Genomic DNA, 25,490 nt, shown 5'->3' with positions numbered 1-25,490 from the left:
ACTATTTGTTATTTAACTTTCATGCCTGGTTGTGCTCCAGCATGTGGCTCTAGTATCCAAAGATCTTGGCCTCCTGGGCCTGCGGCTAAAACCATGCCTTCAGATAATCCAAAGCGCATTTTACGTGGTGCTAAATTAGCCACCATGACAGTCAACTTGCCTTCTAAATCTTCAGGCTGATAGGCTGATTTTATACCTGCAAATACCTGTTTTGTTTCGCCGTCTAAATCTAGTTCTAAGCGCAACAGTTTGTCGGCTTTTTCAACATGCTCGGCTTTGGCTATACGTGCTATGCGCAGGTCAACTTTAGCAAAATCTTCAAAACTAATAGTTTCGCTAATGGGATCTTTGGCTAACGGACTATTAGGATCGAGTTTTACTGTGGGTTCTAGGTTTTCTTTAGAGTCTTCAATCATGGCGTTGACTTTGTCCATATCTACACGCTGCATTAGCGCTTTAAATTTATTTATCGGGTGATTGGTTAATACGCTTTGCGCACTGTCCCAGTTAAGCTCATCATTTAAAAAGGCTTCTGACTGACTCGCCAGTGTGGGCACAACAGGTTTTAAATACACCACTAGAATGCGGAATAAATTAATACCTAGTGAACATACATCATGAGTAAACTGCTGTTGGTTTTCGTCTTTAATGGTTACCCAAGGCGCGTTAGCATCGATAAATTGATTGGCTTTGTCAGCAAGGGCCATAATTTCGCGGATTGCTTTATGGTACTGACGATTTTCAAAGGCTGTGGCTATGCTAGCTTCGGCTTGATGAAACTCTGCAACCAGTTCTGGTTCAAGCACATTGTTAGATAACTTGCCGTCAAAACGTTTAGTAATAAAGCTGGCGCAACGGCTGGCGATGTTGACCACTTTACCCACTAAATCAGAATTTACTTTTTGCGCAAAATCTTCAAAGTTAAGGTCAATATCTGATACCGCATCACTTAATTTAGACGCAAAGTAATAACGTAAATATTCAGGGTTAAGGTGATCTAAATAAGTACGGCCTTTAATAAAGGTGCCTTTAGATTTAGACATTTTGGCGCCGTTAACGGTCACAAAACCATGTACATTAACCCCAGTAGGTTTTCTGAAACCGGCACCTTCAAGCATGGCAGGCCAGAATAAACAGTGGAAATAAGTAATGTCTTTACCAATAAAGTGATACAGCTCGGCGTCTGAGTCTTTGTTCCAATACTCGTCAAAATCTAAGCCGTTTTTATCACACAGGTTTTTAAAGCTGGCCATATAACCCACAGGGGCGTCTACCCAAACATAAAAGAACTTGCCTGGTGCATTTGGAATTTCAAAACCAAAGTAAGGTGCATCACGACTGATATCCCACTGTTGCATGCCTTCTTCAAACCATTCTTTTAGTTTGTTGGCAATTTCTGGCTGGATCGCGCCGCTTTGCAACCACTCTTGCAACATGTTTTGGAACTGAGGTAAATCAAAGAAATAATGCTCAGAGTCTTTTAATACTGGCTCAGCACCAGACACCACAGAGCGTGGATTTTTTAATTCGGTTGGGTCGTAAGTGGCGCTACACACATCGCAGCTATCGCCATTTTGATCTTCTGCACCACATTTAGGGCAAGTGCCTTGTACAAAACGATCGGGTAAAAACATTTGTTTTTCAGGATCGTATAACTGGCTGATAACACGTTTGCTAATATAACCGGCTTCGTCTAAACGGTTGTAAACTAGCTCGCACAGCTCTTTGTTTTCATCTGAATGAGTGACGTGGTAGTTATCATAATCTACCCCAAAGTCCATTAAGTCTTGATGATGCTCATCACGGGTTTGCGACACCATTTGTTCTGGTGTGATACCTAATTGTTGAGCTTTAAGCATAACAGGGGTGCCGTGCGCATCATCTGCACACACGCTATAACACTGATGGCCACGCATTCGTTGAAACCGAGTCCAAATATCGGTTTGAATATGCTCTAAAAGATGGCCTAAATGAATTGAGCCATTGGCATAGGGCAGGGCACTGGTAACGAGAATTTTGCGAGTATTTTGCGGCATGGTCACTAATGATTAATTGAAATTTTAAAAGGCCGCAAATAGTAGCGAAAATAGCTGATCATTGCATTACGAAATTAACCCTAAGCTTAATAAAATTACCTAAAACTGAGGTTTTAATGGCTAATTTAACTGAAACCAAAACAAACCTAAGCTTAGTAATAATAATTTCGTGGCTAAGTGTAGATTGAGCTATCGACAAAAAATCTTAGTCGCGGCAAAATATTATTACTTATATCTGGTGTAAATAGCGTAAGCTCTTGGCACAAGAACAAAAATCCATTGCACACTAAAATCAACTGTAACCACAACGAGCCAACTTTATGCGTTTATGTGACAAAGATATCTATCAACATTTACAAGACGGTAAAATCAAAATTACCCCTCAACCTAGTTATGACGACATCAGTGGCGTCACTGTAGATATCCGTTTAGGCAACAAATTTCGCGTGTTTGAAGATCACCAAGCGCCTTATATTGATTTAAGTGGGCCTAAAGCCCAGGTTCAAGATGCACTGAATAATGTAATGAGTGACGAAATTGAAATCAGTGCTGATAAAGCCTTCTTTTTGCACCCTGGCGAGTTAGCTCTGGCCGTAACTCATGAGTCAGTCACGCTACCAGCAAATATTGTGGGTTGGTTAGATGGACGTTCATCTTTAGCTCGACTTGGACTTATGGTGCATGTCACTGCTCATAGGATTGATCCGGGTTGGTCGGGCAATATAGTGTTAGAGTTTTTTAATAGTGGAAAACTGCCGTTAGCGTTAAAACCCGGTATGAAAATAGGGGCGATTAGTTTTGAGTTATTATCGGATTTTGCAGAAAAACCTTACAACGCTAGAGTAGACGCTAAATATAAAGACCAATCAGGCGCAACCGCTAGTCGCATTAGTGCTGATGATAAATCCACCTAATTCAAAATTTAACCTAAGTCTCTCATAAAACCCTAAAAAGCCCATTCTTGGCTAAGGAATGGGCAAACAACAGAAAATTATAGATTTGCCATTGCAAACAAATTTAATTTGAGTAAACTGCGCAGCTTCGGTCGGTGTGTAGCGCAGCTTGGTAGCGCACTGTCATGGGGTGTCAGGGGTCGGAGGTTCAAATCCTCTCACACCGACCAACTTCCTTATCCCCTCATCTAAGTATTATCAAATCAAATAAAATCGGTATTCGCCGTCAATTCGTTTTAAGATTAATTAACAGATTATGTTATTTGTTGAGGCTTGTTATGAGCTTGCAAGTATTGCCCTGCTTGGCTTTTAGTTAAGGGCTTAGACCAATAATACCCTTGACCAATATCGCAGCCTAAAGACAGCAGTTTAGCTAAGGTTGCTTCGTCTTCTATGCCTTCAGCCACAGTTTTTAATCCTAGGCTATTGGCCATTTTGATTATGGCTTTTACTAAGGGTTCATTTTGTTTGTTATTGCACAAGGCAGTAATAAAAGAGCGGTCGATTTTTAAAGTACTGGCAAAAAAATGGTGCAGATATCCTAGATTAGAGTATCCGGTTCCAAAGTCGTCTATTGCTATGGCAACCCCTAAATCACTTAAGGTTTTTAACTGAGATTTAATATGACTTGTTTCATTAATTAACAGTGATTCAGTTAATTCCAACTCTAGCGCTTGGGCTGGTAAATTGGCTTGTTCTAATGCTATTTTTACTATTTGGCTAAGTTGACCATCAATAAATTGGTTGACCGACACATTCACTGCTACACGCAAATCTGAGATACCTTGTTGGCGCTGTTCAGCACAAAATAGACAAGCTTGTTGAATAACCCAAGCACCTAATTCGTTTATTAACCCGCTACTTTCTGCAAGTGGAATAAATTTATCTGGGGGGATCATCTCACCGTCAGCTTGTGGCCATCTTAATAAAGCTTCTACTGTCTGAATGTTATTGTCAGCTAAATTAACCAGCGGCTGATAATAAAGTTCAAATTGTTGCTCTTTAATGGCAGGGCGTAATAGTTGCAGTAACTTAAACTTGTCATCACTGGCTTTATCTAAACTTTCATCATAGTAATAATAGGTATTGCGACCAGCCTGTTTAGCTTGGTACATGGCAATGTCTGCTTTGCGGCATAATTGTTTGAAATTGGTACCATGTTTTGGCGCACAGGCTATACCAAGTGAGGCTGAAATATTAATTCGCGTGTGAGAAATAGAAAATTCCAAAGCACATTGTTTAATGATGGTTTCGGCGAGTTGGTTTAACTCATTGCTTTGTCTTTTTATAGCCGCTAATAAAATAAATTCATCGCCGCCAAAGCGAATTAGATGCTGGTTGGGCTTAAGTACTTTGCTGAGTCTTTGGGCCAGTTGCTCGAGCAACAAGTCACCCGCAGCATGGCCTAACACATCATTTACAGGCTTAAAGTTATCTAGGTCAAAAAATAAAATGCCTAGTTTACGTTGCTGGCTTTCACAGTAACTCAAAGCTTGGCTGAATAGCTTTTCGCCGTAGAGCCTATTGGGTAGGTTAGTGAGTGAATCGTGATGGGCTAAATGTTGAATTTCAGCTTGGGTTTGTTGCACCTTGGCGTTTTCTTTTTGTAACGACAGCATCAAATGCTTTATATCGCTGACTAATTTAAATACGCTAAATCCAGTGACTGTGAAGATAACCAAAATAAACAAAAGATGGTTCCAGTCTAAGCTAGGTAAGTTAGGGCTAATAGTTTCCGAGATTTGCAACCAAGTAATAAGTACGCATTGGCCTATTACAAGTAATAAAATAAAAATAAATAAGCCTAATCCGCCTAAAACGCCGGCAAAAATCAACAAGCCAGGATATGCAAGCAAAGCTAAATCAAATATGCCTGCTCCAGTTAGAGATAAAGCAAACAGCATGAAGGATAGTGAGCTGAGTAGAATGTAGGCTGAAAGGGCGACTTTATGAAAGTAAGCTAAAATCGAAGCAATTAACAAAAAGCCCAAGCCAAAACTAAATATGTGATAGGTAACCCCTCTAGCTACAGACAAAGACGCGAGTAATCCTAATGCAATGACCAAACACATTTGCATGAGTCGGTAGCGACGTACCTGTTTAAGGACATCCTTTTCAGTAATACTATCAGGTGTAGGTAAAGTGTTTGGGTTGACGCTCAACTTTTACTCATGTTGTTTAAGTATGATGACTTATTTTACCGCTTAACTGATGAAAAACCAGTCAATTGCAATTTTTTGACCTTTTTAGAGTAATTTTTTAAATAGCAAAATTGACATTGTTGCTCAAACTCTAAGGTTCAGCATAGCAATAACAATAGGGTAAACTTTGCTACTCTTTTGGTTGTTTATTTTTCAATTGTAGCTTTTCTTTTCGATGCGGTTTAAGGTATAGCTGACTTTACATAACTTTATTTAAATTAAATGCTTAGGTCTAAATATAACAATAAATTACCCCACATTTTGTGCATCTTGCTCTGTGGGTTATCTAGTACCCTAAGCCAGGCTGAGTCTATCCGTTGGGTAACTGAGTCATGGCAAAATTATACCAATAAAGATGGTACTGGTTTATATAACGACATTATCAAAGCGGTATTTAAAGAGCACCAACTACAGGTTGACCATGTGTCTTGGAAACGCTCACTGTTAGAAGTTAAAAACGGCTCGGCTGATATGACTGGAGCGACTAGTGTAACCCAAGGCTATCTAAGCCCAAATAATGCTATTTTGGCTCCGCCAATTAGTATTCTTTTGATAAAAGATCGGCTCGACTTTCAAGATATGGGCTCTTTGCAAAATTACGTTGCGGTTTGGGCTAGCCCCTATGAAGAAGAAATCATTCCTAAGCATTATAAAAGTTTAATTAAAGGCTTTTCGGTATTGGAGCGTAAAACCGCATATAAAATGTTGCTTTCGGGTAGAGCAGATTATTTTGTTGATACAAAAGCGCTGCATCAAGCCTGGTTAGATAACTACCAAACTGAGCCTAATGAGCTAGCTGAGCGTAAAGAATTTGAGTTGCATGACATCAGTTCCCTCAAGCTTTATATGATATTTACTAATAATCAAAGAGGTCAAAAATTAAAGATCTTGTTTGATCAGGGCATGAGAGATTTAGCCAAAAACGGTGAACTAAGCAAAATTTACGCTAAATATCATTTTTTAGCGCAAATGCCACAGATAAACTAAAGCGTTTAAAAAACATTAGAAGGTTATAAAGCGCATCTTTTAACTTTTTATTAAACAACAAAATTTGTATTTATATGCATTTCATACCATTTTTACTCTTAAATTCACGGAAATAATAAACAAACTAACAACAGGACCTAACATGCGATTTTTATTGTGTTTGCTCAGTGTTTTATTAACAACGGCTGTACAAGCCAGTTTATTGATGAAACCTATCAGTGATCCAGATTTACAATACTCTGGCACTTTATTAACAGATGAATATGCCAGCGAGATAACTCATCCTGATACTATTTTAGGCTTTGCAATTGGCCAGCGTGTGGCATCACCAGCACAAATTAGTGAAGCCATTAACCTGTGGAAACAGCAAAGTAATAGGTTAAAAGTCATTGAATACGCTAAAAGCCATGAAGGACGTCCGTTATTTGCGGTGATTATTTCTAGCCCCAAAAACTTAGCAAATTTAGAGCAAATTAAACAAAAATTGAATGAGCTAAGTGATCCTAGAAATACTTCTTCTGCTAAAGCTAAAAGTATTATTTCACAATTACCAGCAGTCGCTTGGATGGCCTATTCTATTCACGGTAATGAAACTTCTGGTGCTGATGCAGCTTTAACCACTATTTATCATTTAGCCGCGTCTCAGTCAGACAAGGTCAGCGAGATGTTAGATAACATGATTGTGATCATCGACCCCATGATGAATCCAGATGGACGTGCAAGATTTGCTAAATCTCTTGAGCAATACAGAGGTACCGCGCCAAATGTTGATGACCAATCATTGTTACACAATGGCGATTGGCCTTACGGACGTACTAATCATTACTTTTTTGATTTAAATCGTGACTTTTTCTACTTAACTCAGCCTGAAACCATAGGTCGGGTAAAGTTAATTAATCAATGGCGTCCGCAGTTGATGATTGATGGTCATGAAATGGGCTCGCAAGATACCTTTTTGATGGGACCGCCAAGACAACCTTTAAACTTTAATATTGATCCTAGTGTGCAAAAGTGGGCACAAGTATTCTCTGATGAGCAAAGCTTAGCCTTTGATAAGCGTGGTTGGCGCTACTACACAGGTGAGTGGTTTGAAAACTGGTATCCAGGTTATTCAAATTATGCAGAGTACCGTGGCAGCGTACATATTTTGTATGAACAATCTCGTATGGCAGAAGATGGCGTAAGGCGCCCAGAAGGAACAGTGCAAACTTACAAAGAGTCGGTTCATCATCAGTTTGTTAGTACCCTTGCCAATTTAGAGACTCTAGCTAGTTATAGTCGCGAAATGTATCAAGATTATTGGCAACAGCGTCAAAATAACGTGGCCAAAAAAGGCCCTTATGCCAACCGTAGTTTTGTTATTTTGGCAAATCAAAATAAATCTCGTACTCAAGGGTTAGTGGAAAAGTTATTGGCTCAAGATATAGAAGTCTTTGTGGCTGATAAGAATATAAAAGTTAAATCGGCAGTTAATCAATTGGGGCAAAAGCTAAGCGATGTCACGCTACCGGCAGGCAGTATAGTGGTTCCCAATCGTCAACCAGAAGCGCGCTTATTGGCAGCTATTATGGAGTTTGAAGCGCAAATTCACCCTCAAACCTTAGAAAAAGAGCGTCAAAAAATTCTTAGAGAAGGTCGCTCTATTATGTACGATACCTCTGCATGGAACCTGTCTATGATGTATGGGCTAGAAGCCTTAACCGTGCCAGAGCATCTAACTAAAAACTTAACCCCTTATCAATTACTGGCTAAGCAGCCTAGTTTAAATCAAGCTAAGTCTAATGCTATTGCATGGGCTGTAAATGGCAATGATGACAACTCTGTAGCCTTTGCTGCTAGGTTAATGGAGCAGGGAGTAGTGGTGCGGGTGCTGGATAAAGCCAGTCAGTATGAAAACATAGGCGTCACAAGAGGTTCAGTTTTGGTAACTGTGACTGATAATCTAGGCAACAAAGATTTAATCAGTATTTTAAATAACACTGCATCAGAGTTGTCATTAGATATTCAGTCTTTAACCCGAGGCGCTGGGGTAGGTGAGATGCCTGATTGGGGAGGCAGTCATGTGAAACTACTGACTCGTCCACAAATTGGATTAATTAGTCACGATGACGTTCGTAGCTATGATGTGGGCGCGACTTGGTGGGGCTTAGATACTTATTTAGGTATTCGTCACAGCCAATTAGATAAAGCCCGCTTAAACTATACAGATCTTAGACGTTACAACGTGTTGATTTTACCTAGTAGTTTTAGTTTGTCTGATGGGCAAAAGAAAGCGTTAACCGACTGGGTAAAACAAGGCGGTACCCTTATTGCTCACGACTCTTCTTCAAAGGCATTAGCAGCTGAAAAAGGCATAGGTAAGGTTAAGCTAGTCGACAATATTTTGGCCAAACCACAAAGTTACGATATAGCCTTGCAAAGACAATGGTTAGCCGAGCAAAAAGTAGATCCGCAACTACTATCTATGCAGTACGACTTACAAACTGATCTTGCTTATCCTTGGGATGATGCCCCAGAGAAACGTAAAGAAGACGAGTTAAAACAACGAAATGCTTGGCAAAAACTGTTTATGCCATCTGGAGCTATGGTGGCAGGTCGAGTTGATCAACAGCATTGGTTAAGCTTTGGGGTTAACTCAACCTTACCTTTGTTGTTTGCTAAATACCCAGTATTGATGGCGCCAGAAAGTGCTGATGCAGTTGTAAGGGTAGGGGTTTATACAACGCAAGAAAAGCCCTCAGAGCAAGATAGCAAATCTAAAGCTCCAAGTTGGTATACCTTACCTAAAGGCCAAGAGTTAAAAGTTAGAATGAGCGGATTACTCTGGCCAGAGGCTGCGCAACGTATTGCGAATGGGGCTTACCTAACGCGTGAAAGAATAGGCAGGGGCCAGATAATATTATTTGCTGGCCAACCAAACTTTAGGGGCGCTACTCGAGGAACTAATAGGTTGTTGTTAAACGCCATAGTTTATGGACCAGGTTTAGGAACTTCTGCCAAAGTGAACTTATAATTTAAGTGGTAATTTTGTTTATTGTAACTAAGCCGAGCGTTTTGCTCGGCTTTTTTCTTTTTTAAGGGAAAATGCCAGACTTTTCAATTCACTAAAATAGGCTATGATGGCTTTTTTACTAATTTTATGATCAAGATGTTTGAACAATTCCAAAATTATATCACTCCCTATTTAAGTACCTTTGGCCAACAACCTTGGCTGCAAGCCTTGATGGTAGTGTTGTTGTCTTTTGCTGTGGCTTCGCTATTTAAATATGGCCTAGTTGCCGGGTTAAGGTACTTAGTAAAACGTGCACATTACCAATGGGCAGATGGGGTGTTAGATTTATTACATAGACCAATTTACTATTCAGTATTTTTAATTGGGTTAACCAGTGCGTTGTTTATTATTCAGCCTGAACAATTGTACTTCTATATTTTTACTTCTCTGTTTAAAAGCTTGGCGGTGATTATTTGGACTGTGTTTGTATTAAAAGGCAGTCAGGTATTGTTGCAAAGTTTAGTTATTCACCCTACGCGTTTTAATAGCTTTAACCATAAAACTCGGCCTTTATTTCAAAATCTACTTAATATCATCATTATCATTTTTTCGGTGTATCTGATTTTTACTACCTGGGATGTTGATATGACAGCTTGGTTAGCATCGGCTGGCATTGTTGGTATTGCTGTGGGGTTTGCGGCAAAAGATACCTTAGCTAACTTGTTTTCTGGGGTTTTTATTATGGCTGACGCCCCTTATAAAGTGGGGGATTATGTGGTTTTGGATTCTGGCGAACGTGGTGAAATTACCCATATTGGCATTCGTAGTACCCGCATGTTTACCCGCGAGCACATTGAAATAACTATACCTAATTCTGTCATTGGTAACGCTAAAATTATCAATGAATCCGGTGGCCCCCATGAAAAGTCGCGTTGCCGTATTCCAATTGGAGTTGCCTATAACGCTGACATTGATTTGGTTAAACAAGTACTAATGGATATAGCCTTAAATGAACCTTTGGTGTGTGAAGATCCAGAGCCTAGAGTGCGATTCAGACGTTTTAGTGGCTCGGCTTTAGATTTTGAATTGTTAGTGTGGATAGAAAAGCCTGAAACTAGAGGACGAGTAATAGATATTCTCAATTGCCAAGTGTTAAAACAATTTAGAGTTCACAATATTGAAATTCCTTACACTAAGCAGGATCTTTATATTAAAGAGTGGCCAGAGCATAAAAATGACAATGAAAACTAAAGCTAATTTAAGCCTTTTAGTTTTTGAATCTTAAGTGAAAGTAGACTAGGGTTTAATTAACTTCATGGCTAGCTTAATGAGTGCTTGAATGAAGATTTATCAGGTTGTTTTTATTCAACTTTTTTAAAGTTGACACTGATGATTTAATGTCAGTAGTTGGGCAAAATAGTACGCCTTCATCTAACTATTTTTATTAAGAATATTATATTGATTAAACAAGATAAAGCGATTCAAAAGCGTATTGATATGGATTTATTAAGGCGGTCGAAAACTGGCATAGTGGTATATGCACTCATGTTACCTGTGGTTTTTTGGCCTTTTGAATTCCATCTTATGCAACCCGATCTGAGTATAGTGTTTGCACTTAGCATGTTTGCAATCAGTACCTTGCGGGCGATTCATTGGTATTTTACTCGCCAACTTTATTCCTACTCTGCCAATTTATGGCGCAGGCTTTTTGAATGCTTATCCCTAAGCCATGCAGGGGTGTTAAGTGTGTTTTTTGCTTTATCTATTTATGATCAGCGATTTGATACATTAATAAATGTGACTATGTTAGCTATTGGTGGCATTTGCAGTGGGGCGGTGGTGGCCTTGATCCCAAGAATGAAATTGGCCCTAACAAATCTTTGCGTATTATTAGCCCCTTCTATCATTGCTGGTATTGTCATTGAGGATAAATTGCCATTTGCCATGATGATTTTGGTGTTTATGGGGTTTATTGCCCTAATGGGGATAAGAGCAGGAAAGGAATACACTCGTGCCTTTGAAGTTGAGTTAATGTTAGACGAGCAAAAGAAGCAACTTGAAAAACAAAACTCAATTGACGCACTTACTTCTATTTATAATAGAGGGTACTTTAATCAAGAATTAGAAAAACAATGGGACTATGCCAGTCGGTTAAACCTTAAACTTTCATTGTTGTTAGTCGATGTTGATCATTTTAAAACCTTTAACGATAACTATGGCCATTTGTTAGGTGATGCTTGTTTGGTGCACGTGGCTGACATCATTAACCAAACCAGTAAACGTAAAACCGATCTAGCTGCACGTTTTGGTGGTGAGGAATTCGTGCTGTTGTTAGTCGAAAAAGAGCCTCAGGATGCTGTGGACATTGCTGAGCAGTTACGAAAAAGTATTGAAGCACAGCCATTTGTTTCTGAGGGTAAGTCCTATCCCGTTACTGCCAGCATAGGGGTGTCTAGCATTCAACCTGATCATAAAATGGATCCTCGACAACTAATAGAGCAAGCTGACTTGGCTTTATATAAAGCTAAAAACCAGGGCAGGAATAAAGTTGTGGTACACCAAAACCCCTAATGCTGTATTAGATACTTAAATGTCGTTGTCTAAATCTTAATTTGTCTAAAGAGAACATCTCATCATGTGCGGGTATATAGAAGTAAACGGAGAGCGAGCATTACCTATAATGCAGCTTCCAGAGCGAGAAATTGCCAATCAATTTTTGCACCCAACTTTTAAACGTTATTACCCTGCCTTTGGGCAAGATAGTAGCCGAACCATAGATATTGTGATTGAAGAAGAGCAACAATTAAAGCAAGTATCTGCGACTTGGTGGTTTGATTGTAGCTATTCTGACGGTGGACTTGCGGTGGGTAATCGCACAACTTTCAATGCACGCAACTTAGACAGTCCCTATTGGCGCCATGCCGTAATGCATCAAAGGGCCATAGTCTTAGCAACAGGGTTAGGGGAGTCTAAAAAAGTAGGAAAAACTAAACATCAATATTATATGCAAAGTGATGATGTGTTTGTATTAGGTGCCTTATATCAAAAATTCCCCAATGGACAATATAGTTGTGCAGTCATCACTCGTGATGCCCATGAAAAAATGCAGCCTTATCACGATAAGGCTTTTCCAGGTTTTTTACCCCCAGATGACGGGTTTTTAAAGCTTTGGTTAAGTAAAAATGTGCAACAACATAGTGCCATTGAGCAGGTATTAGCAGTACCTACACTGTACCCAAACTTACAAGTGCAAAGAGTGAAAACCTATAAAGATAAGGTGCCTTTTAGGAGCTTTGAACCCGTATTTTTAGCTTCTGATCTAAGTAAGCAATAATGCCATTTTTTAGTTAATATAGAAGGCTATTGTTAAGTTAATGAGTCAAGCATGAAAACACTCACTCTAAAGGCGCAACCTTTAACTAAAGAAGCCTTTGCAGCATATGGTGATGTTATAGAAACGTCAGGCGCCGAACATTTTGGAATAAATCAAAACACTGTAGAGCGTTATCACAACTTAGCCGTTGCTGATGCCGATTATGTTGACGGAGGGCGCACTATTATCAGTCTGGCCAGTGTTAAGCAGCCTTGTACTTTACCGCATCTATTTAATTTAATAGAACGTCATCCCAAGGGAAGTCAGGCCTTTATTCCTATGTTTAATACACCAGTTTACACTGTGGTTGCGGCCAAAGGCGACTCGGTTAAAGCTGAAGATTTACAAGCTTTTGTGACCAATGGAAAACAAGGCTTTAGTTACCATAGGGGAGTGTGGCATATGCCAATTATGGCTGATGAAAAGGGCAAAATGTTTGTAATGATAGACAGAGCAGGCCCTGGCAATAACTGTGATGAATATAGTTTTGAAGATTACCAATTTAAGTTAATTGACTGATAATGTCTGATTAAACAAACTTGAGATAGATAGGCTAAGGCAAGTGTTAGTTGCCCTAGCTAACTTAGCTTTAGTGTTTAGGCCTGATGAAAGGCATGTGGCGATTCACATCTTTGTATAATAAGTATCGAAATGGCCCTGGACCGCCTGCATAACAACTTTGTGGGCAAAACGCCCTTAACCACATAAAGTCTCCCGCTTCTACTTCAACCCATTCTCCATTTAAATGATAAACTGCTTTACCTTCAAGCACATATAAACCGTGCTCCATCACATGGGTTTCATCAAAAGGAATCACCCCTCCTGGTTGAAACGTTACTATGTTCACGTGCATATCATGGCGCATGTCTGATTGTTCGGTAAAACGAGTGGTTTTCCAAACGCCATTGGTATCTGGCATGGCAATGGCCTCTACTTCTTGATCACTGGTAACAAATGCCTCTGGTGGCTCTATACCTTCAACATATTGGTAGGCTTTACGTATCCAATGAAATTTTGCTTTATCGCTGGCATGATTATGAATAGTCCATTGGCATTTGGGAGGTAAAAAGGCATAACCTCCAGCGGATAAATTGTGCTCTTGGCTTTCAATCGTAAGGGTAATTTGCCCTTCAACCACAAAAATAACCCCTTCTGCTTGTTGGTCTAATTCGGGTTTATCTGATCCACCTCCAGCTGCTAACTCAACAATGTATTGTGAAAAGGTTTCAGCAAAACCGCTAAGAGGGCGAGCTATAACCCACATACGCATACCTTGCCAAAAAGGTAAGTAGCTAATCACAATATCGGTTAATACCCCTTTAGGAATAATGGCATAGGCTTCAGTAAAAATAGCCCGATCTGATAATAATTGGGTTTGGGCAGGCAAGCCGCCTGGAGGAGAGTAATAATGGTTTTTTTTATTCGACATTTTTGTTCCTTGCGCCATTAAGTTTTGATGAAAACTAAACACGCTAATTAATGGACATTAATAGTATTTTATAACTAAGGGTATTTTATCAGGATTTTCACAAGCAAAGAGTAGAAAATATATGGCCTTTGGCTTAGCTGACGAATGCAATTATTCTCAACTATATTTTAAATAAAAATAACTTCTAGCTTGCTGGTGAGGCGTTCTCTGCACTTAGGTTAGACTCGTTATTTGATTCTGGCTGTTCAGTCATTTGGGCTCTTTCTGCTTTGCTTATATACTTAGGTTTACGTTTTCCAGAGAGTTTAGCCTTAGCTTTTTTAGCCCGGGCTTTTAATATTTGATTACCTTTTTTGCGTCTGTTCATATTTTTCTCACACTTCTAAAGAAACAGTTTACCATTGTCAGTGATGATTTGACTTAACACTATCGAATAAAAACTAAAAAACCTAACAGTAAAGTTTAAACATCATCGTCATCAATGGCATCTGGAAAAGTTAACGAGAAACAGCAGCCCGCACCTAACTCTGAGGCGAGTGACACTTCGCCATGGTGTTTTTGCATGATAGTTTTGACTATGGTTAAGCCTACACCTGTGCCTTCTTCTTTAGATAAGCTTTCAAAAATATCAAACACCACTTTATGATATTTAGGATCTATACCAATACCATTGTCTTTAACATGAATGATGGTTGAATCAGCAGTACGAGTAGTAAATATTTCTACAATTAATTTTCTTGATGGGTCGCGATATCGAATGGCGTTACTTAAGAGATTTAATAAGGCCTCTGAGAACAATCTAGGATTGGCATTGACCTTGTGTAATTCTTTAGCCACTTGAATAGTGGCATGGCTATTATTGATCTCTTCTTCTAAGGCCCGGCATTGTCTGGCAATTAAGCCTTTAATATCAACTGCCATGGTAGTAATGGCTTGTTGGGCAATTCTTGAGATATCTAACAGATCAGTTAACAAAGCTTCCATGTTTTTAATATTTTGAGTGATTCTATGAAAACGGTGTTTTTGTTCGTCGCTTAAATCGGAATTTAATTCAGATAGCAGTTTTTGGGTAAAACCACTTATGGTCACTAATGGAGATTTTAAATCATGAGAAACCGTATAAATAAACTGTTCCATTTCTTTGTTTTTTCGGGTGAGTTGGTCGTTTAACGCGTGAGTTTGACCTTTTTCTTTTTCAACATCTTGCATCACACTGAGTAGAATAGACTGAGAGCGCAACATGTCTGCTTTGTGCTTCTCCATTTCTTCATTTAATTGTTGACTATGATGTAGTGCTTGTTGCTGCTCTTTAAAGAAAAAGCGAATGAGCAATATTATGGTTAGTAACAAAGCTAGTAGCACAATAAAACCAAACTTTAAGCTGCGGTAGCTTAAGTCTGCTAGTTTGCTTTCCATATCTTTGGTAACTTTTTCTGCAGTATGTTGAATTTCTGTGTGAGAAGGTTGATCGTCAAATCGCAAGCGTTGATCAATTTCTCTAACACTTAAACCTTGAGCAAGTAAATTAGGTAAAATTGATAATCTTTTCTGATAGGCAGATATCATAGCGTAGGTATGTGGCATAGAGATGTTTCCATTTGCGCTACTGGATGAAGACTCAATCTCTTTAAGTATGTCTATTGCAAGGTAAATATTTTTATGGGCTTTTTGAATGTAGCTTGGATCCTCTGGACGCAAGATGGCATTTTTAAAGTTATGAATTAAGCCCACATAGCCAATTTGATTTTGCAAAGCGATAAAGTTGTCAAACATAGCCACGCGCTGCTTGCGCATTTCATCTTGTTTCGAAACAAAATCTAAAGCAATCAGCACTTCTAAAGTAATAAAAAACATCAGCAAAGTGGTTAAAATAGTGTTTTTGCTATTCATTATTTATTTATCACTCTGACCCAATACCAACCATTAAATAGAAGCACTTTAAGACTCTATACTTTGTAGGTTGGAATGCGTTGAAGTTCGACCATTAAATCATTGACTTCTTTTTTTAATTCTATAATGCGCTCTTCTCTTTCTAATGTAGCTGTGTAAACCGAGCTCATTTGTTGATGTTTTTCTTGTAACACCTCTAATTCTTTTAAGGTTTTGAGATAGTTCTCTTTGGCTTCTGGAAGTTTAATTAATTCTTGAAGTTTGGGCGCCAAAACTATGACTGTAAGCAATGAAGTAAAAGCGGTTAAGGCTTTTAGCCATCCCTGATATTCGTAGGCTGCATACCACGTAACATATATGGATACAAAGTGGGTGGTACCGCAAAAAAAGATAAAGGCCATAAATAAGCCAAACAGCTCTTTGTAAGGCACAGTGTCTTTTCGTTTAAACAACAACACACCTAAAATTAAAGGAATAACATAATAAGACAGGCCAATCACTACGTCTGAGATCACATGGGTCCACAAAATATCTGGTCGCCATGCGTAACAGTGTCCGTGCGGCATAAAACTAGGGTTGGCAAATTGTTCAAACCATTCTTGCATTGGACATCCTTTCTTATAGATTTTAGTTATTGAAATGAATTGACTAAGTTCGCAAGACTAAGTAATTATTTTGAGTTCTCTAAAATATTTTCAATTTCATTGGCGGGAGCCGGCTTACCCAATAAGTAGCCTTGGATCCTATCTATTTTTAAGCGATGGCACATGCTCAATTGGGTGTCTGTTTCAATGCCTTCTGCTATTACGATAAAATCTAATAGTTTTAGCATTAATGCCACAGCTTCTAACACTCCTTTACGTTTTTCCATTTTCCCTTCGGTTTCTTGTAAAGATTTATCTAACTTTACAATGTCGATGGGATAACTATGTAAATGCGAAATAGACGAGTAACCCATACCAAAGTCATCAAGTGCAATGACAAATCCTACAGCTGAAAGTTCGTTTAATATAATAAGGGTCTGCTCGTTATTGTTAAGCAATGCAGTTTCGGTTATTTCCAAAATAATGCTTTTTGGGGAAATGCCGTACTTTTTTGCTTCGCTGAGCAATATATCAACTAAATCAGCATCTTGCAGCTGTACAGCGGAAATGTTGATAGATAAAGATAAGCTTTTATCGTAAGTTTTTTGCCAATACGCTAGTTGTTTAAAACTGGTATTAATCACCCATAACCCAATTTTATTAATTAGCCTAGACTCTTCCGCAATGGGAATAAATTCGTCTGGGGTATAAAAAGGCTGAGTGTCTGGCCATCTAATTAGGGCTTCTACTCCTTTAATATTATCTTGGTGCGCATGAAAAATGGGTTGATAAAACAAACGAAAATTAGACTGCTTAACAATATCGCTAATAGTATTTTGGATCACAAACTGACGGTTAAACTCTCTTTGGTAATGAGATTCATAAAACCTAATGGTGTTTTTACCTTGTTGCTTAGCACGATACATGGCGATATCAGCACACTTTACTAATTCAACTTGGTTTTTAGCGTCATTGGGATATAAGGCTGCACCTATACTTAAAGAGCAATTTATTCGGTTTCCTTCAATAACAAAAGGTTGATGGGTGGAGTTTAAAATACGCGAGGCAACATTATTTACCTCATCAAGAGAATGTATTTCGGGTAAGGTGATAGCAAACTCATCTCCACCTAATCTAGAAAACCCATCGTTAGTGCGCAGACACTCTTTAATACGAGCAACAAAGGCAATTAATAGCTGATCACCAGCTTGGTGGCCAAGTGAATCATTAATATGCTTAAAGTTATCAATATCTAAAGCTAACATACCAACAGACAAGCCTGAACGTTTGCAACTTTCAGTCATGAATCTTAGGTTTTCGTTAAAGTAATATCGATTATACAAACCTGTCAGTTGATCGGTTTCGGCCATGGTCTTTATAGCAAGGTAACTGGCCTGCATTTTTTGTTCTAATTCAAAACGTTTTTTAGAATGAATAATGGCTTTGTGTAGGCGTAAGTGTGACACTTCGGTTTTAGAGATAAAATCTTGCGCACCCGCTTCGATACATTCAAGTTCAATTTCGTGATTTTGCGCAGCGCTAATAACAATAATGGCAGTATTGCCTAAATGGGGGCGGGAGCGAATATCAATGATCATTTCTATGCCATTGACTTCTGGTAAATGGTAATCAAGCAAGATAACGTCAAACGCTTTGCTATCGATTAATTCAATGCCTTTTTTAACTGAATCAGCTACTTCAATGTGATGTTCTGCATTTAACGCAGAAGCAAGGGCATTTTTTACTAATGCCGTATCGATTTCATCATCATCAACAATTAAAATATTCATTCATATTCCTATATTGCCTAATTCCATTTTCCCCATTTAAATAGGGGGTTCTATGCTATTGGATATTGCCGAATTATTATTTTAGTTTGCTATGTGTGTAAGCGTAGACCAAGATATAAAATATTGTTTTAATTTGTTAATTTTCTACTAAGTTTGGTTTTTTGACCAACATCCTTGTACCCAGTGGGATGTGAGAAATAACTATTTTGCTATGTTTAGGTTAAAAATCAACCAAAACTTTTGCCTTTATTCATACTTAGGTTTTGCTTTAAATAACTCTGGGAGTTGTTCTTTTCAACAAACAAGTTAAAAAGCTTATTTTACGCCCATTCCTATATTTTCAGCCTGCATATATTCAGCTAGGGCGCGATCATGTAAATGTTGAGATTGAGTTAATTGTTGAAAGATTGACTGTTGATCTGCCTGTTTACGATCTTGACCTAACTTATGTTGACCTTGCAAATTGTGTATTTCAATTTTAATTCCCACTATGCCAGCTAGCAGGCGTTCCTTATGAGCAGGTGACACAACCTCTGGCTGATTTAACAAGTTAGGTTCGTAGTGTGCCAATAAATCATCGATTGAAGCTAAGGTTGCTTCAGGCGTTAATAACTTGGCCTTGCCATAAGCATGGACTGCAGAATAATTCCAGGTGGGTACCGCGGGTTTTTGCGTATACCAATTAGGTGAAATGTATGCATGGGGGCCGCTAAACACCACCAATACTTGGTTGTTGTCTAATTCTTTAGTCTGTGGATTAGCCTTAGCTAAATGACTAAATAACACCCCTTGTTTACCTTCATTGGCTTTTAACACAAAAGGCACATGGGTCGCTATGAGGGATTGGCCTGAGGAGAATACAATGCCAAAACCAAATTGCTGAATAAATTTAAGTTGTTGTTGAGAGTCGGTCATTTTATAAGGAGTAGCTGTAAACATGGCTTAATTGCACCTAAGTTAAATTAAAGACTTGTGGAGTTTTGTTTGAATGAGTTGGCTTACCTGTGGCCATTCTGATTGTATAACACTATAGACTGCGCTACTTCGGGTTTGACCGTTAGGTAAAATTCTATGTTGGCGTAAGATGCCCTCAAAACTTGCACCCAAGGCTAAAATTGCTCGCCTAGAGGTATGATTGTGCTCGTGAGTTTGAAACGCCACACGGTTAAAATTAAGTGTTGTAAAAGCGTAATTAAGTAATAGCCATTTGCATCTTTTATTAATTTGACTGCCTTGGGCATTAGGGGTTAAAAAACTGTAGCCAATTTCTATGCATTTATGATTTTCTGAAATATTAAGGTAGCTACTTGAACCTACAATAGTATTTTGTTTCTTATCAAAAATAACAAAAGGGTACTGTTGTTGTTTTTGTTTTTCGGCTAAACAAAATTCAACCCAAGCCTTTGTCGATGCGCGAGTTAAGCAATAAGGCTCAGTGGTCCATTGCCATATTTCTGCAAACTTGCCGGCCTCATACAATGGGTCAATATGCTGCCTTTGCATGGGCATTAGAGTAACGACTTGATCATCTAAAATGACATTGTCTTGCATGTTTAATCTCCAATTTTAATAAATAAGTTAGACTATAATGCGTTAATTCTGGTTTAATTAAATCAACCAGTTTTTACTTTTTAAGTAGACCAGTGAAATTGCTATATTTGCACCCCTCTCACGAACATCAAGCCAAATACTTACAACTGGCAGACGCTATTAGAGTTGCCATTCAACATGGTCAATTTGAGCCAGGGGATGCTTTGCCATCGGTAAAAAGTCTCAGCCAAGATTTAAATTTAAATCGTCATACTGTAATGAAAGGGTTTGCTGAATTAGTTGCCGAAGGGTGGGTGGAGTCTTGGCCAAGGGTAGGGTATAAGGTTGTGCAGTTCCTACCTATAGAACAAAGTATTAAAACCAACCATTGCACCACTCCCTCTGTAAATCCACATAGCTATAGATTAGTTCGCAACTTACCGGCCATTCCTCAAGTGCCCAATATGCCAATAACTTTTAATTTTGCTGGTGGACAGCCTGATTTATCGCGCTTTCCTTTTACCGAGTTTAAAGGTTGTATGAGTCAGGCCTTATTACGCCCGAACTTAGAGCAAATGGGCTACGGGCAAGTTGCTGGTACACCTGCTTTAATTGAACAGGTAGCTAAGTATTTACGTCACTCTAGAGCAATTAGTGGGCGCGAGATTGTGATTACAAATGGCTCTCAAGAAGCATTATATCTAGTTGCACAATTGTTATTGCAAAAAGGCGACAAAGTGGCAGTTGAGAATTTAGGATACCCCCCAGCCTTAGCCGCGTTTAGTCATACTGGTGCAGAGTTGCTTGGGATCAAGCAAGATGAACAGGGGATCAATCCAGCAGATTTAGAAGCAAAAATTATTTTAGGTGATATTCGCTTAATCTATTTAACCCCTTTACATCAATATCCAACCACAATCACGCTGTCGGTAAGTCGACGTATGGCGATTTATCAATTAGCAACAAAGTACCAGATCCCAATTGTTGAAGATGATTATGACCACGAGTTTCACTATCGTTGTCAACCTTTAGCTCCTATGGCTGCTAATGATCCTGCACAATTAGTGATCTATCTATCAAGTTTTTCGAAAGTCATGTTCCCTGGCGCAAGAATAGGCATTATGGCATTAAGTGCAAGTATGGCTAAAGCGGTGATCCAATATCGATTGATGCTATCCCATAAAACTAACGTTTTAATGCAAGAAGCATTGGCAAAATGGATGGAAAATGGCGGGTTCGCTCGGCATTTAAGAAGAACGACTCGTATTAATCAACAAAGACGCGATCATGCAGTTAATGTATTGTCTAAATATAAACAACTGGATTTTGCGGTGCCAGACGGGGGCATGGCATTATGGATAAAGCTTAAGGCTAAGCAATCTAAGCCTATTAGCGCTAAACAGCTTGCCAAGCTGGCGTTGGAGCAAGGCGTATATATTCAAGATCAAAGTCAATTTGTGTTGTCAAAACAAAACCATTCAGACAATCATTTTAGATTAGGCTTTGCAGCTATGGATGAGCAAAAGTTTGCTAAAGGTATTCACGCTTTAATGGATTTATTGCAACAACTAACAGACTAAAAACAAGAACCAAGAGAAACCGCGCTCTTGGAACTTGCTTTTTATCATGTGTATTGGTTAGGTTTTAAGGTTTAGTGGCGCTTTTAGCCGGGTCAAATTCATCAAACCATTTACGCAACATTAGGTTGGTGCGTAGATAATTAGATGGGATCGAGCCGGTTCCATGATATTCATTGCGCATTGGCACTAAACGAGTAGGAATGCCTCTTATTTTTAACGCGGCATAGTAGCTTTCTGCTTCGCCAATAGGGGTACGAAGATCTTTATCACCAGTCATTAATAAGGTGGGAGTTGTCACTTTGCCCACATGCATTAAGGTTGAGTGCGCTAACCATGGTGTAGGATCTTCCCAGTAGGGAGCAGGGAAAAAGTTATATAACCATGCAACAACGTCAGTGGTACCCGACATACCTATCCAATTTGTCACTGGGCATAGTGCGGCGGCAGCTTTAAATCTGTCGGTTTGCCCAATTATCCAAGTGGTTAACACCCCGCCACCAGAACAGCCTGCAACAAATAGTCGATTTGCATCTACATAACCATCTTCAATGACTTTGTCTACGCCAGCCATTAAATCTGCATAGTCTACAGGTCCTGGGTATCTGTGTCGGATTGCGTTGGCAAATTCAATGCCGTAGCCAGTTGATCCTCTAGGGTTGGTATACAAAACCACATATCCGCGAGCGGCAAACTCCTGATAAGTAAAACTAAAGCCGCTGTTATACATGGCATGAGGTCCACCATGAATTTGTAATAATAGTGGATAACGTTGCTTAGGATCATAATCTGGCGGCAAAACCACCCATCCTTGTACTTTAGCTTGTTCGCCTGTCTCAGCAGTTGCTTGGTACCAAATTTCTTTAACTTGTCCTAAGGTTTTGCCCAAAAGAACATCTGCATTCACCTCGGTAAGTCTTTGTATTGCTGAGGCTGAACTAACCTTAGTAACTGCAATTTCAGTAGGCTTATCAGAGGTGGTGATTGACAAGGCCGCCATACCGTTTTTTGCCAAATTAAATAGAGAAATAACTTGTGCGCCTGTACTAATATCGCGCATTTTGCCTTTTAAGTTGACCTTATGAATATTGCGAGAACCCGCTGCAGACATAGTAAATACAATTTCTTTATTGTTGGCCAACCAATGAATAGACGAAGGGCCATCGGCTAAATTTTTTGTCAGGGCAGTTTGATCTCGACCAGTGTGACTCATCACATATAAATCTGACACCGGATAAGAGGTGTTGTGCTCAGGGTAGCCTACATAGGCAATATATTTGCCGTTTGGCGAAAATTGTGGCTCGGCATAATGACCATTGCCGGTGGTAAGTTGTACTAGGCTTTTATCGGCGAGCTTAACTAAATGTATATGACTTACCGACCAATTTTGTGCTGTTTGTGCCTCTGTGAGTCCATCAAATGCAATAACACTGCTATCTGGTGACCAAGATAAAGTAGGGGCAGTGGCAATACTGCCTATTCTGCGGCGTCCTACATTCCACTCTCCATCGGTTAACTGCCTAACTGTGCCGCCTAAGGCAGGGACCACAAAAATATGGTCGTAACCTGTGTTGGTATAACCTACGCGATCTTGGCGATAATGTAGGCTATCGATTATAGGCGGATCTTCTGTCCATTTAGCGCCTTTGGGTCTATCAGGAAGGGTCACTGTCCAATTGGATTTCATCGGCACCCTAGCCACAAATGCAATCTGCTTACCATCTGGCGACCAAGCTAAACTACGTGGTGCGTGTTCAAAAGAGGTAACTTGTATAGTCGCTCCTTCATCATTAATAAAACGCACAAAGATTTGCGTTCGTCCGTGTTCATCTTTTGCAAAATAGGCAATCCGCGAACTATCGGGTGACCAAAATGCTGCGCTTCCATCTATTAATGGGCGTTTTTCACTGCCATCGGCTTTCATCAGCCAAATAGTAGACACAAATTTATCATGCATTTTATCGACACGACTTCGCGCATAAAGAATATGTGCGCCATCTGGGGATATTTGTGCGTTGCTGACTCGTTCGAAATCCAAGTAATCTGAAATTTGTATATGTGCTGGATTTACCGTGGACTGTGTTGCAGCTGCTGAGTGAAAACTCAAAATGCAGCAGCTTATTAATGCCAAGTGGTATGCCATTTTAGAAAACATCTGTCTTAATCCTTTTGTTTGGGAAAGTAAATATCAACGGCTTTGCTTAAATAAGTCAAGTAAAGCTAATTGGATAACCAGAGTTGACACAGTTCTGGATCATTAATGCGTAAACTCAGGGTATCTTTAGCTGCTTGCTGTGCTGTAAAGCTTAGTTGCTTTAATTTTTTATCGCGTAAAATGTGCATAGCAAAACTTTGATTAACTTCTAGGTTATTTAACTGTGCTTTTAGGTTGGTTTTATCTATCTGCCAATGATTTAGCGCAATCACCAGATCGCCGACCATCAACCCTGCTTGATAGGCCGCACTTTGTTCTGTTACTTGAGTGATTTCAATGCCTATGTCCGCTGCTTTAAATTGCGCGCCAAACTCTATTTCAAGTGGCTCTTCTGCGGGTTTTCCACCTTTATCTTCAAAGTTGTTTCTACTGTGATAGTCTAAGCTGATACCAAATTCCGCAAGTATTTCAGCTACTGGTAACTCCTCAGTGCTGTATAAAGCCTGCTCTAAGAAATCGTTCAAATTTAGCTTCAGCTGATGCTGTAAAATTTGCTGTATGACATCAGGCGCCGTTGCTCGATTTTTTTTACCATATTCTTGCCATAAAAATTGCATGACATCTTGTAAGCTATGTTGATCTTGACTTTTAAAGCGGATCATTAAGTCTAGGCACATAGCTATTACGGCCCCTTTATTGTAATAACTGACTATGTGGTTAATGGCACTGGCATCTTGTTTATAAAACTTGGTCCAAGCGTCAAAACTTGATTCTGTCACGCTTTGTTTAAAGCGCCCTTTGTTACGTAATAAACGAGTAAGGTTTTGTCCAACTACGCTTAAATACTGGTTCTGGTCGATAACATGAGCGCTGAATAAACTTAGATCGTCGTAATAACTAGTAAAGCCTTCATATATCCATAGTTGTTCAGTGTATTGCTCGGTTAATAACGAAGCTTGATGTAATTCTTGCGGTTTGATCCTTTTGACATGCCAAGTGTGAAAAAACTCATGACTGCATAAACTTAAAAAGCTTTGATAGCTTTCTGTCATTTTGTGTTTTTCGGCTAGGCTTGGTAAATCATTGCGGCTATACATTAAGGCGGTTGAACTAATGTGCTCTAAACCACCAAAAGCGTTATCAGTTAACAAGGTAATAAATTGATAGCGAGAAACCGGGGCTGGTTCCTGAAAAAATGCAATATGATGCGCACATATTTTACTTAAGTCAGCGGTAATACGTGATACATCAGCTTGGTGACCACCGGCCAAGACTAATTCAAACTCGACCCCTGAGGTGTTAAAGCAATGGCGTTCAAATTCGCCTATTAGTACTGGGTGATCCACAAGATCTTGATAGTCTTGAGCCTTAAAGCGACAAAACCCTTCTTGCTTTTGGTTAAGACAGGGCATAGTGGTTGCTACCTGCCAATGAGAGAGGGATGAGTCTGAGGGTTTAATTAGGCTCATCTGGCAAGGTAAATCGCTTTGTCCTTCTACCGCCAAAAATAAATTAGTGCCATTAAAAAAAGCAATTTCATCATTAATGTAAGCGCCTCGTACCGATAGATCGAAGGCGTAAACTTGGTAGGTCACTGAAATAGGCGTCAAACTTGGTTGAATTTTAAAACTTTGTTTGTCTACCTTTTTTATCGTTAACGGCTGGCCTTGTTCATCTACCGCTGAAATTTGAACGATATTTTTGGCAAAGTCTCTGATCATATAACTACCAGGGATCCAAGCAGGCAGCGTAAGAAGCTGGCCCTCTGGGTTGGGATGCTGAATATCTAAACGAACATTAAATAAATGTCCTGCAAGGGAAGCAATACTCACCTGGTAGTGAATGGGGCAAAGATCATTTGACATGGTGTTCTCTTTTTAAAATTGACTGCTAAAAGTGTTGGATATGCGCGCGCTATTAAGATAGATTATTTTTGTAGGTCGTTGTTTTTATCTACTTTAATGAGCAAAAGACAAGAGCAGTTTTACTTTTG

The 25,490-nt window shown here is 39.2% G+C and carries 19 protein-coding genes and 1 tRNA gene; 9 read left to right on the top strand and 11 right to left on the bottom strand.

Annotated features, from left to right (window positions below):
* Window positions 1-8 precede the first annotated feature (8 nt).
* Window positions 9-2,036: a methionine--tRNA ligase gene (gene metG, locus ACVCDT_RS11910; RefSeq protein WP_447133006.1), complete on the bottom strand. Its 2,028-nt coding sequence runs from the start codon at window positions 2,034-2,036 to the stop codon at window positions 9-11.
* Window positions 2,037-2,356: 320 nt separating this feature from the next.
* Here metG and dcd point away from each other — a divergent pair, with 320 nt between their 5' ends.
* Window positions 2,357-2,950 carry a dCTP deaminase gene (dcd, locus tag ACVCDT_RS11905; RefSeq protein WP_447133005.1) on the top strand — a complete coding sequence of 198 codons (594 nt, stop codon included), beginning with the start codon at window positions 2,357-2,359 and terminating at the stop codon, window positions 2,948-2,950.
* 132 nt (window positions 2,951-3,082) lie between these two features.
* Window positions 3,083-3,159: transfer RNA gene (locus ACVCDT_RS11900), tRNA-Pro, on the top strand.
* 84 nt (window positions 3,160-3,243) lie between these two features.
* On the opposite strand, the gene ACVCDT_RS11895 is transcribed toward ACVCDT_RS11900, so the two are convergent.
* Complete coding sequence (locus ACVCDT_RS11895; RefSeq protein ID WP_447133004.1) at window positions 3,244-5,151, bottom strand: putative bifunctional diguanylate cyclase/phosphodiesterase; 1,908 nt, start codon at window positions 5,149-5,151, stop codon at window positions 3,244-3,246.
* 261 nt (window positions 5,152-5,412) lie between these two features.
* Here ACVCDT_RS11895 and ACVCDT_RS11890 point away from each other — a divergent pair, with 261 nt between their 5' ends.
* From ACVCDT_RS11890 to ACVCDT_RS11865, 6 genes are all read left to right on the top strand, one after another.
* Window positions 5,413-6,177 (top strand): substrate-binding periplasmic protein, encoded by a 765-nt coding sequence (locus tag ACVCDT_RS11890; protein ID WP_447133003.1) that lies wholly within the window; start codon window positions 5,413-5,415, stop codon window positions 6,175-6,177.
* A 142-nt stretch (window positions 6,178-6,319) separates the two neighbouring features.
* Window positions 6,320-9,190, top strand: coding sequence for a M14 family metallopeptidase (locus tag ACVCDT_RS11885; protein WP_447133002.1), 2,871 nt, complete (start codon window positions 6,320-6,322; stop codon window positions 9,188-9,190).
* A gap of 135 nt (window positions 9,191-9,325) precedes the next feature.
* Window positions 9,326-10,420 carry a mechanosensitive ion channel family protein gene (locus tag ACVCDT_RS11880; protein ID WP_447133001.1) on the top strand — a complete coding sequence of 365 codons (1,095 nt, stop codon included), beginning with the start codon at window positions 9,326-9,328 and terminating at the stop codon, window positions 10,418-10,420.
* Window positions 10,421-10,627: 207 nt separating this feature from the next.
* Window positions 10,628-11,740 (top strand): GGDEF domain-containing protein, encoded by a 1,113-nt coding sequence (locus tag ACVCDT_RS11875; RefSeq protein ID WP_447133000.1) that lies wholly within the window; start codon window positions 10,628-10,630, stop codon window positions 11,738-11,740.
* A 64-nt stretch (window positions 11,741-11,804) separates the two neighbouring features.
* Window positions 11,805-12,503, top strand: a complete 699-nt coding sequence (locus ACVCDT_RS11870; RefSeq protein ID WP_447132999.1) for an SOS response-associated peptidase family protein — start codon at window positions 11,805-11,807, stop codon at window positions 12,501-12,503.
* A gap of 51 nt (window positions 12,504-12,554) precedes the next feature.
* The gene (locus ACVCDT_RS11865) at window positions 12,555-13,061 is read left to right on the top strand and encodes an ureidoglycolate lyase (RefSeq protein WP_447132998.1); all 507 of its coding nucleotides are present in this window, start codon (window positions 12,555-12,557) and stop codon (window positions 13,059-13,061) included.
* A gap of 70 nt (window positions 13,062-13,131) precedes the next feature.
* Here the strand turns inward: ACVCDT_RS11865 and ACVCDT_RS11860 are convergent, their stop codons facing one another.
* From ACVCDT_RS11860 to ACVCDT_RS11830, 7 genes are all read right to left on the bottom strand, one after another.
* On the bottom strand, window positions 13,132-13,971 hold the full coding sequence (locus ACVCDT_RS11860; RefSeq protein WP_447132997.1) for a bifunctional allantoicase/(S)-ureidoglycine aminohydrolase: 840 nt from the start codon (window positions 13,969-13,971) through the stop codon (window positions 13,132-13,134).
* 184 nt (window positions 13,972-14,155) lie between these two features.
* Entirely contained in the window at window positions 14,156-14,338 is a 183-nt protein-coding gene (locus tag ACVCDT_RS11855) for a DUF2986 domain-containing protein (RefSeq protein ID WP_447132996.1), read from the bottom strand.
* 95 nt (window positions 14,339-14,433) lie between these two features.
* Entirely contained in the window at window positions 14,434-15,861 is a 1,428-nt protein-coding gene (locus ACVCDT_RS11850; RefSeq protein ID WP_447132995.1) for a sensor histidine kinase, read from the bottom strand.
* A 56-nt stretch (window positions 15,862-15,917) separates the two neighbouring features.
* Window positions 15,918-16,466 carry a vacuolar protein sorting family 37 protein gene (locus ACVCDT_RS11845; protein ID WP_447132994.1) on the bottom strand — a complete coding sequence of 183 codons (549 nt, stop codon included), beginning with the start codon at window positions 16,464-16,466 and terminating at the stop codon, window positions 15,918-15,920.
* A 65-nt stretch (window positions 16,467-16,531) separates the two neighbouring features.
* The gene (locus ACVCDT_RS11840) at window positions 16,532-18,235 is read right to left on the bottom strand and encodes a putative bifunctional diguanylate cyclase/phosphodiesterase (RefSeq protein ID WP_447132993.1); all 1,704 of its coding nucleotides are present in this window, start codon (window positions 18,233-18,235) and stop codon (window positions 16,532-16,534) included.
* 315 nt (window positions 18,236-18,550) lie between these two features.
* Entirely contained in the window at window positions 18,551-19,174 is a 624-nt protein-coding gene (locus tag ACVCDT_RS11835) for an FMN-binding negative transcriptional regulator (protein WP_447132992.1), read from the bottom strand.
* 18 nt (window positions 19,175-19,192) lie between these two features.
* Window positions 19,193-19,786: a GNAT family N-acetyltransferase gene (locus ACVCDT_RS11830; protein WP_447132991.1), complete on the bottom strand. Its 594-nt coding sequence runs from the start codon at window positions 19,784-19,786 to the stop codon at window positions 19,193-19,195.
* Window positions 19,787-19,878: 92 nt separating this feature from the next.
* Between ACVCDT_RS11830 and pdxR the strand changes: the two genes are divergently transcribed.
* Window positions 19,879-21,345, top strand: coding sequence for a MocR-like pyridoxine biosynthesis transcription factor PdxR (gene pdxR / locus ACVCDT_RS11825; protein ID WP_447132990.1), 1,467 nt, complete (start codon window positions 19,879-19,881; stop codon window positions 21,343-21,345).
* Between the two features lie 64 nt (window positions 21,346-21,409).
* Here the strand turns inward: pdxR and ACVCDT_RS11820 are convergent, their stop codons facing one another.
* Complete coding sequence (locus tag ACVCDT_RS11820) at window positions 21,410-23,449, bottom strand: S9 family peptidase (RefSeq protein WP_447132989.1); 2,040 nt, start codon at window positions 23,447-23,449, stop codon at window positions 21,410-21,412.
* 113 nt (window positions 23,450-23,562) lie between these two features.
* Window positions 23,563-25,362 carry a M61 family metallopeptidase gene (locus ACVCDT_RS11815; protein WP_447132988.1) on the bottom strand — a complete coding sequence of 600 codons (1,800 nt, stop codon included), beginning with the start codon at window positions 25,360-25,362 and terminating at the stop codon, window positions 23,563-23,565.
* Between the last annotated feature and the right edge of the window lie 128 nt (window positions 25,363-25,490).

It is taken from the genome of Paraglaciecola aestuariivivens (genome assembly GCF_052983255.1).
This window is presented reverse-complemented; position numbering and strand designations above follow the sequence as displayed.

What these genes read in the sequence shown, in the direction of transcription:
- metG (WP_447133006.1), bottom strand. Translation starts at nt 2,036, where the DNA reads ATGCCGCAAAATACTCGCAAAATTCTCGTTACCAGTGCCCTGCCCTAT.
- dcd (WP_447133005.1), top strand. Translation starts at nt 2,357, where the DNA reads ATGCGTTTATGTGACAAAGATATCTATCAACATTTACAAGACGGTAAA.
- ACVCDT_RS11890 (WP_447133003.1), top strand. Translation starts at nt 5,413, where the DNA reads ATGCTTAGGTCTAAATATAACAATAAATTACCCCACATTTTGTGCATC.
- ACVCDT_RS11885 (WP_447133002.1), top strand. Translation starts at nt 6,320, where the DNA reads ATGCGATTTTTATTGTGTTTGCTCAGTGTTTTATTAACAACGGCTGTA.
- ACVCDT_RS11880 (WP_447133001.1), top strand. Translation starts at nt 9,326, where the DNA reads ATGTTTGAACAATTCCAAAATTATATCACTCCCTATTTAAGTACCTTT.
- ACVCDT_RS11870 (WP_447132999.1), top strand. Translation starts at nt 11,805, where the DNA reads ATGTGCGGGTATATAGAAGTAAACGGAGAGCGAGCATTACCTATAATG.
- ACVCDT_RS11865 (WP_447132998.1), top strand. Translation starts at nt 12,555, where the DNA reads ATGAAAACACTCACTCTAAAGGCGCAACCTTTAACTAAAGAAGCCTTT.
- ACVCDT_RS11860 (WP_447132997.1), bottom strand. Translation starts at nt 13,971, where the DNA reads ATGTCGAATAAAAAAAACCATTATTACTCTCCTCCAGGCGGCTTGCCT.
- ACVCDT_RS11855 (WP_447132996.1), bottom strand. Translation starts at nt 14,338, where the DNA reads ATGAACAGACGCAAAAAAGGTAATCAAATATTAAAAGCCCGGGCTAAA.
- ACVCDT_RS11850 (WP_447132995.1), bottom strand. Translation starts at nt 15,861, where the DNA reads ATGAATAGCAAAAACACTATTTTAACCACTTTGCTGATGTTTTTTATT.
- ACVCDT_RS11845 (WP_447132994.1), bottom strand. Translation starts at nt 16,466, where the DNA reads ATGCAAGAATGGTTTGAACAATTTGCCAACCCTAGTTTTATGCCGCAC.
- ACVCDT_RS11840 (WP_447132993.1), bottom strand. Translation starts at nt 18,235, where the DNA reads ATGAATATTTTAATTGTTGATGATGATGAAATCGATACGGCATTAGTA.
- ACVCDT_RS11835 (WP_447132992.1), bottom strand. Translation starts at nt 19,174, where the DNA reads ATGTTTACAGCTACTCCTTATAAAATGACCGACTCTCAACAACAACTT.
- ACVCDT_RS11830 (WP_447132991.1), bottom strand. Translation starts at nt 19,786, where the DNA reads ATGCAAGACAATGTCATTTTAGATGATCAAGTCGTTACTCTAATGCCC.
- ACVCDT_RS11815 (WP_447132988.1), bottom strand. Translation starts at nt 25,362, where the DNA reads ATGTCAAATGATCTTTGCCCCATTCACTACCAGGTGAGTATTGCTTCC.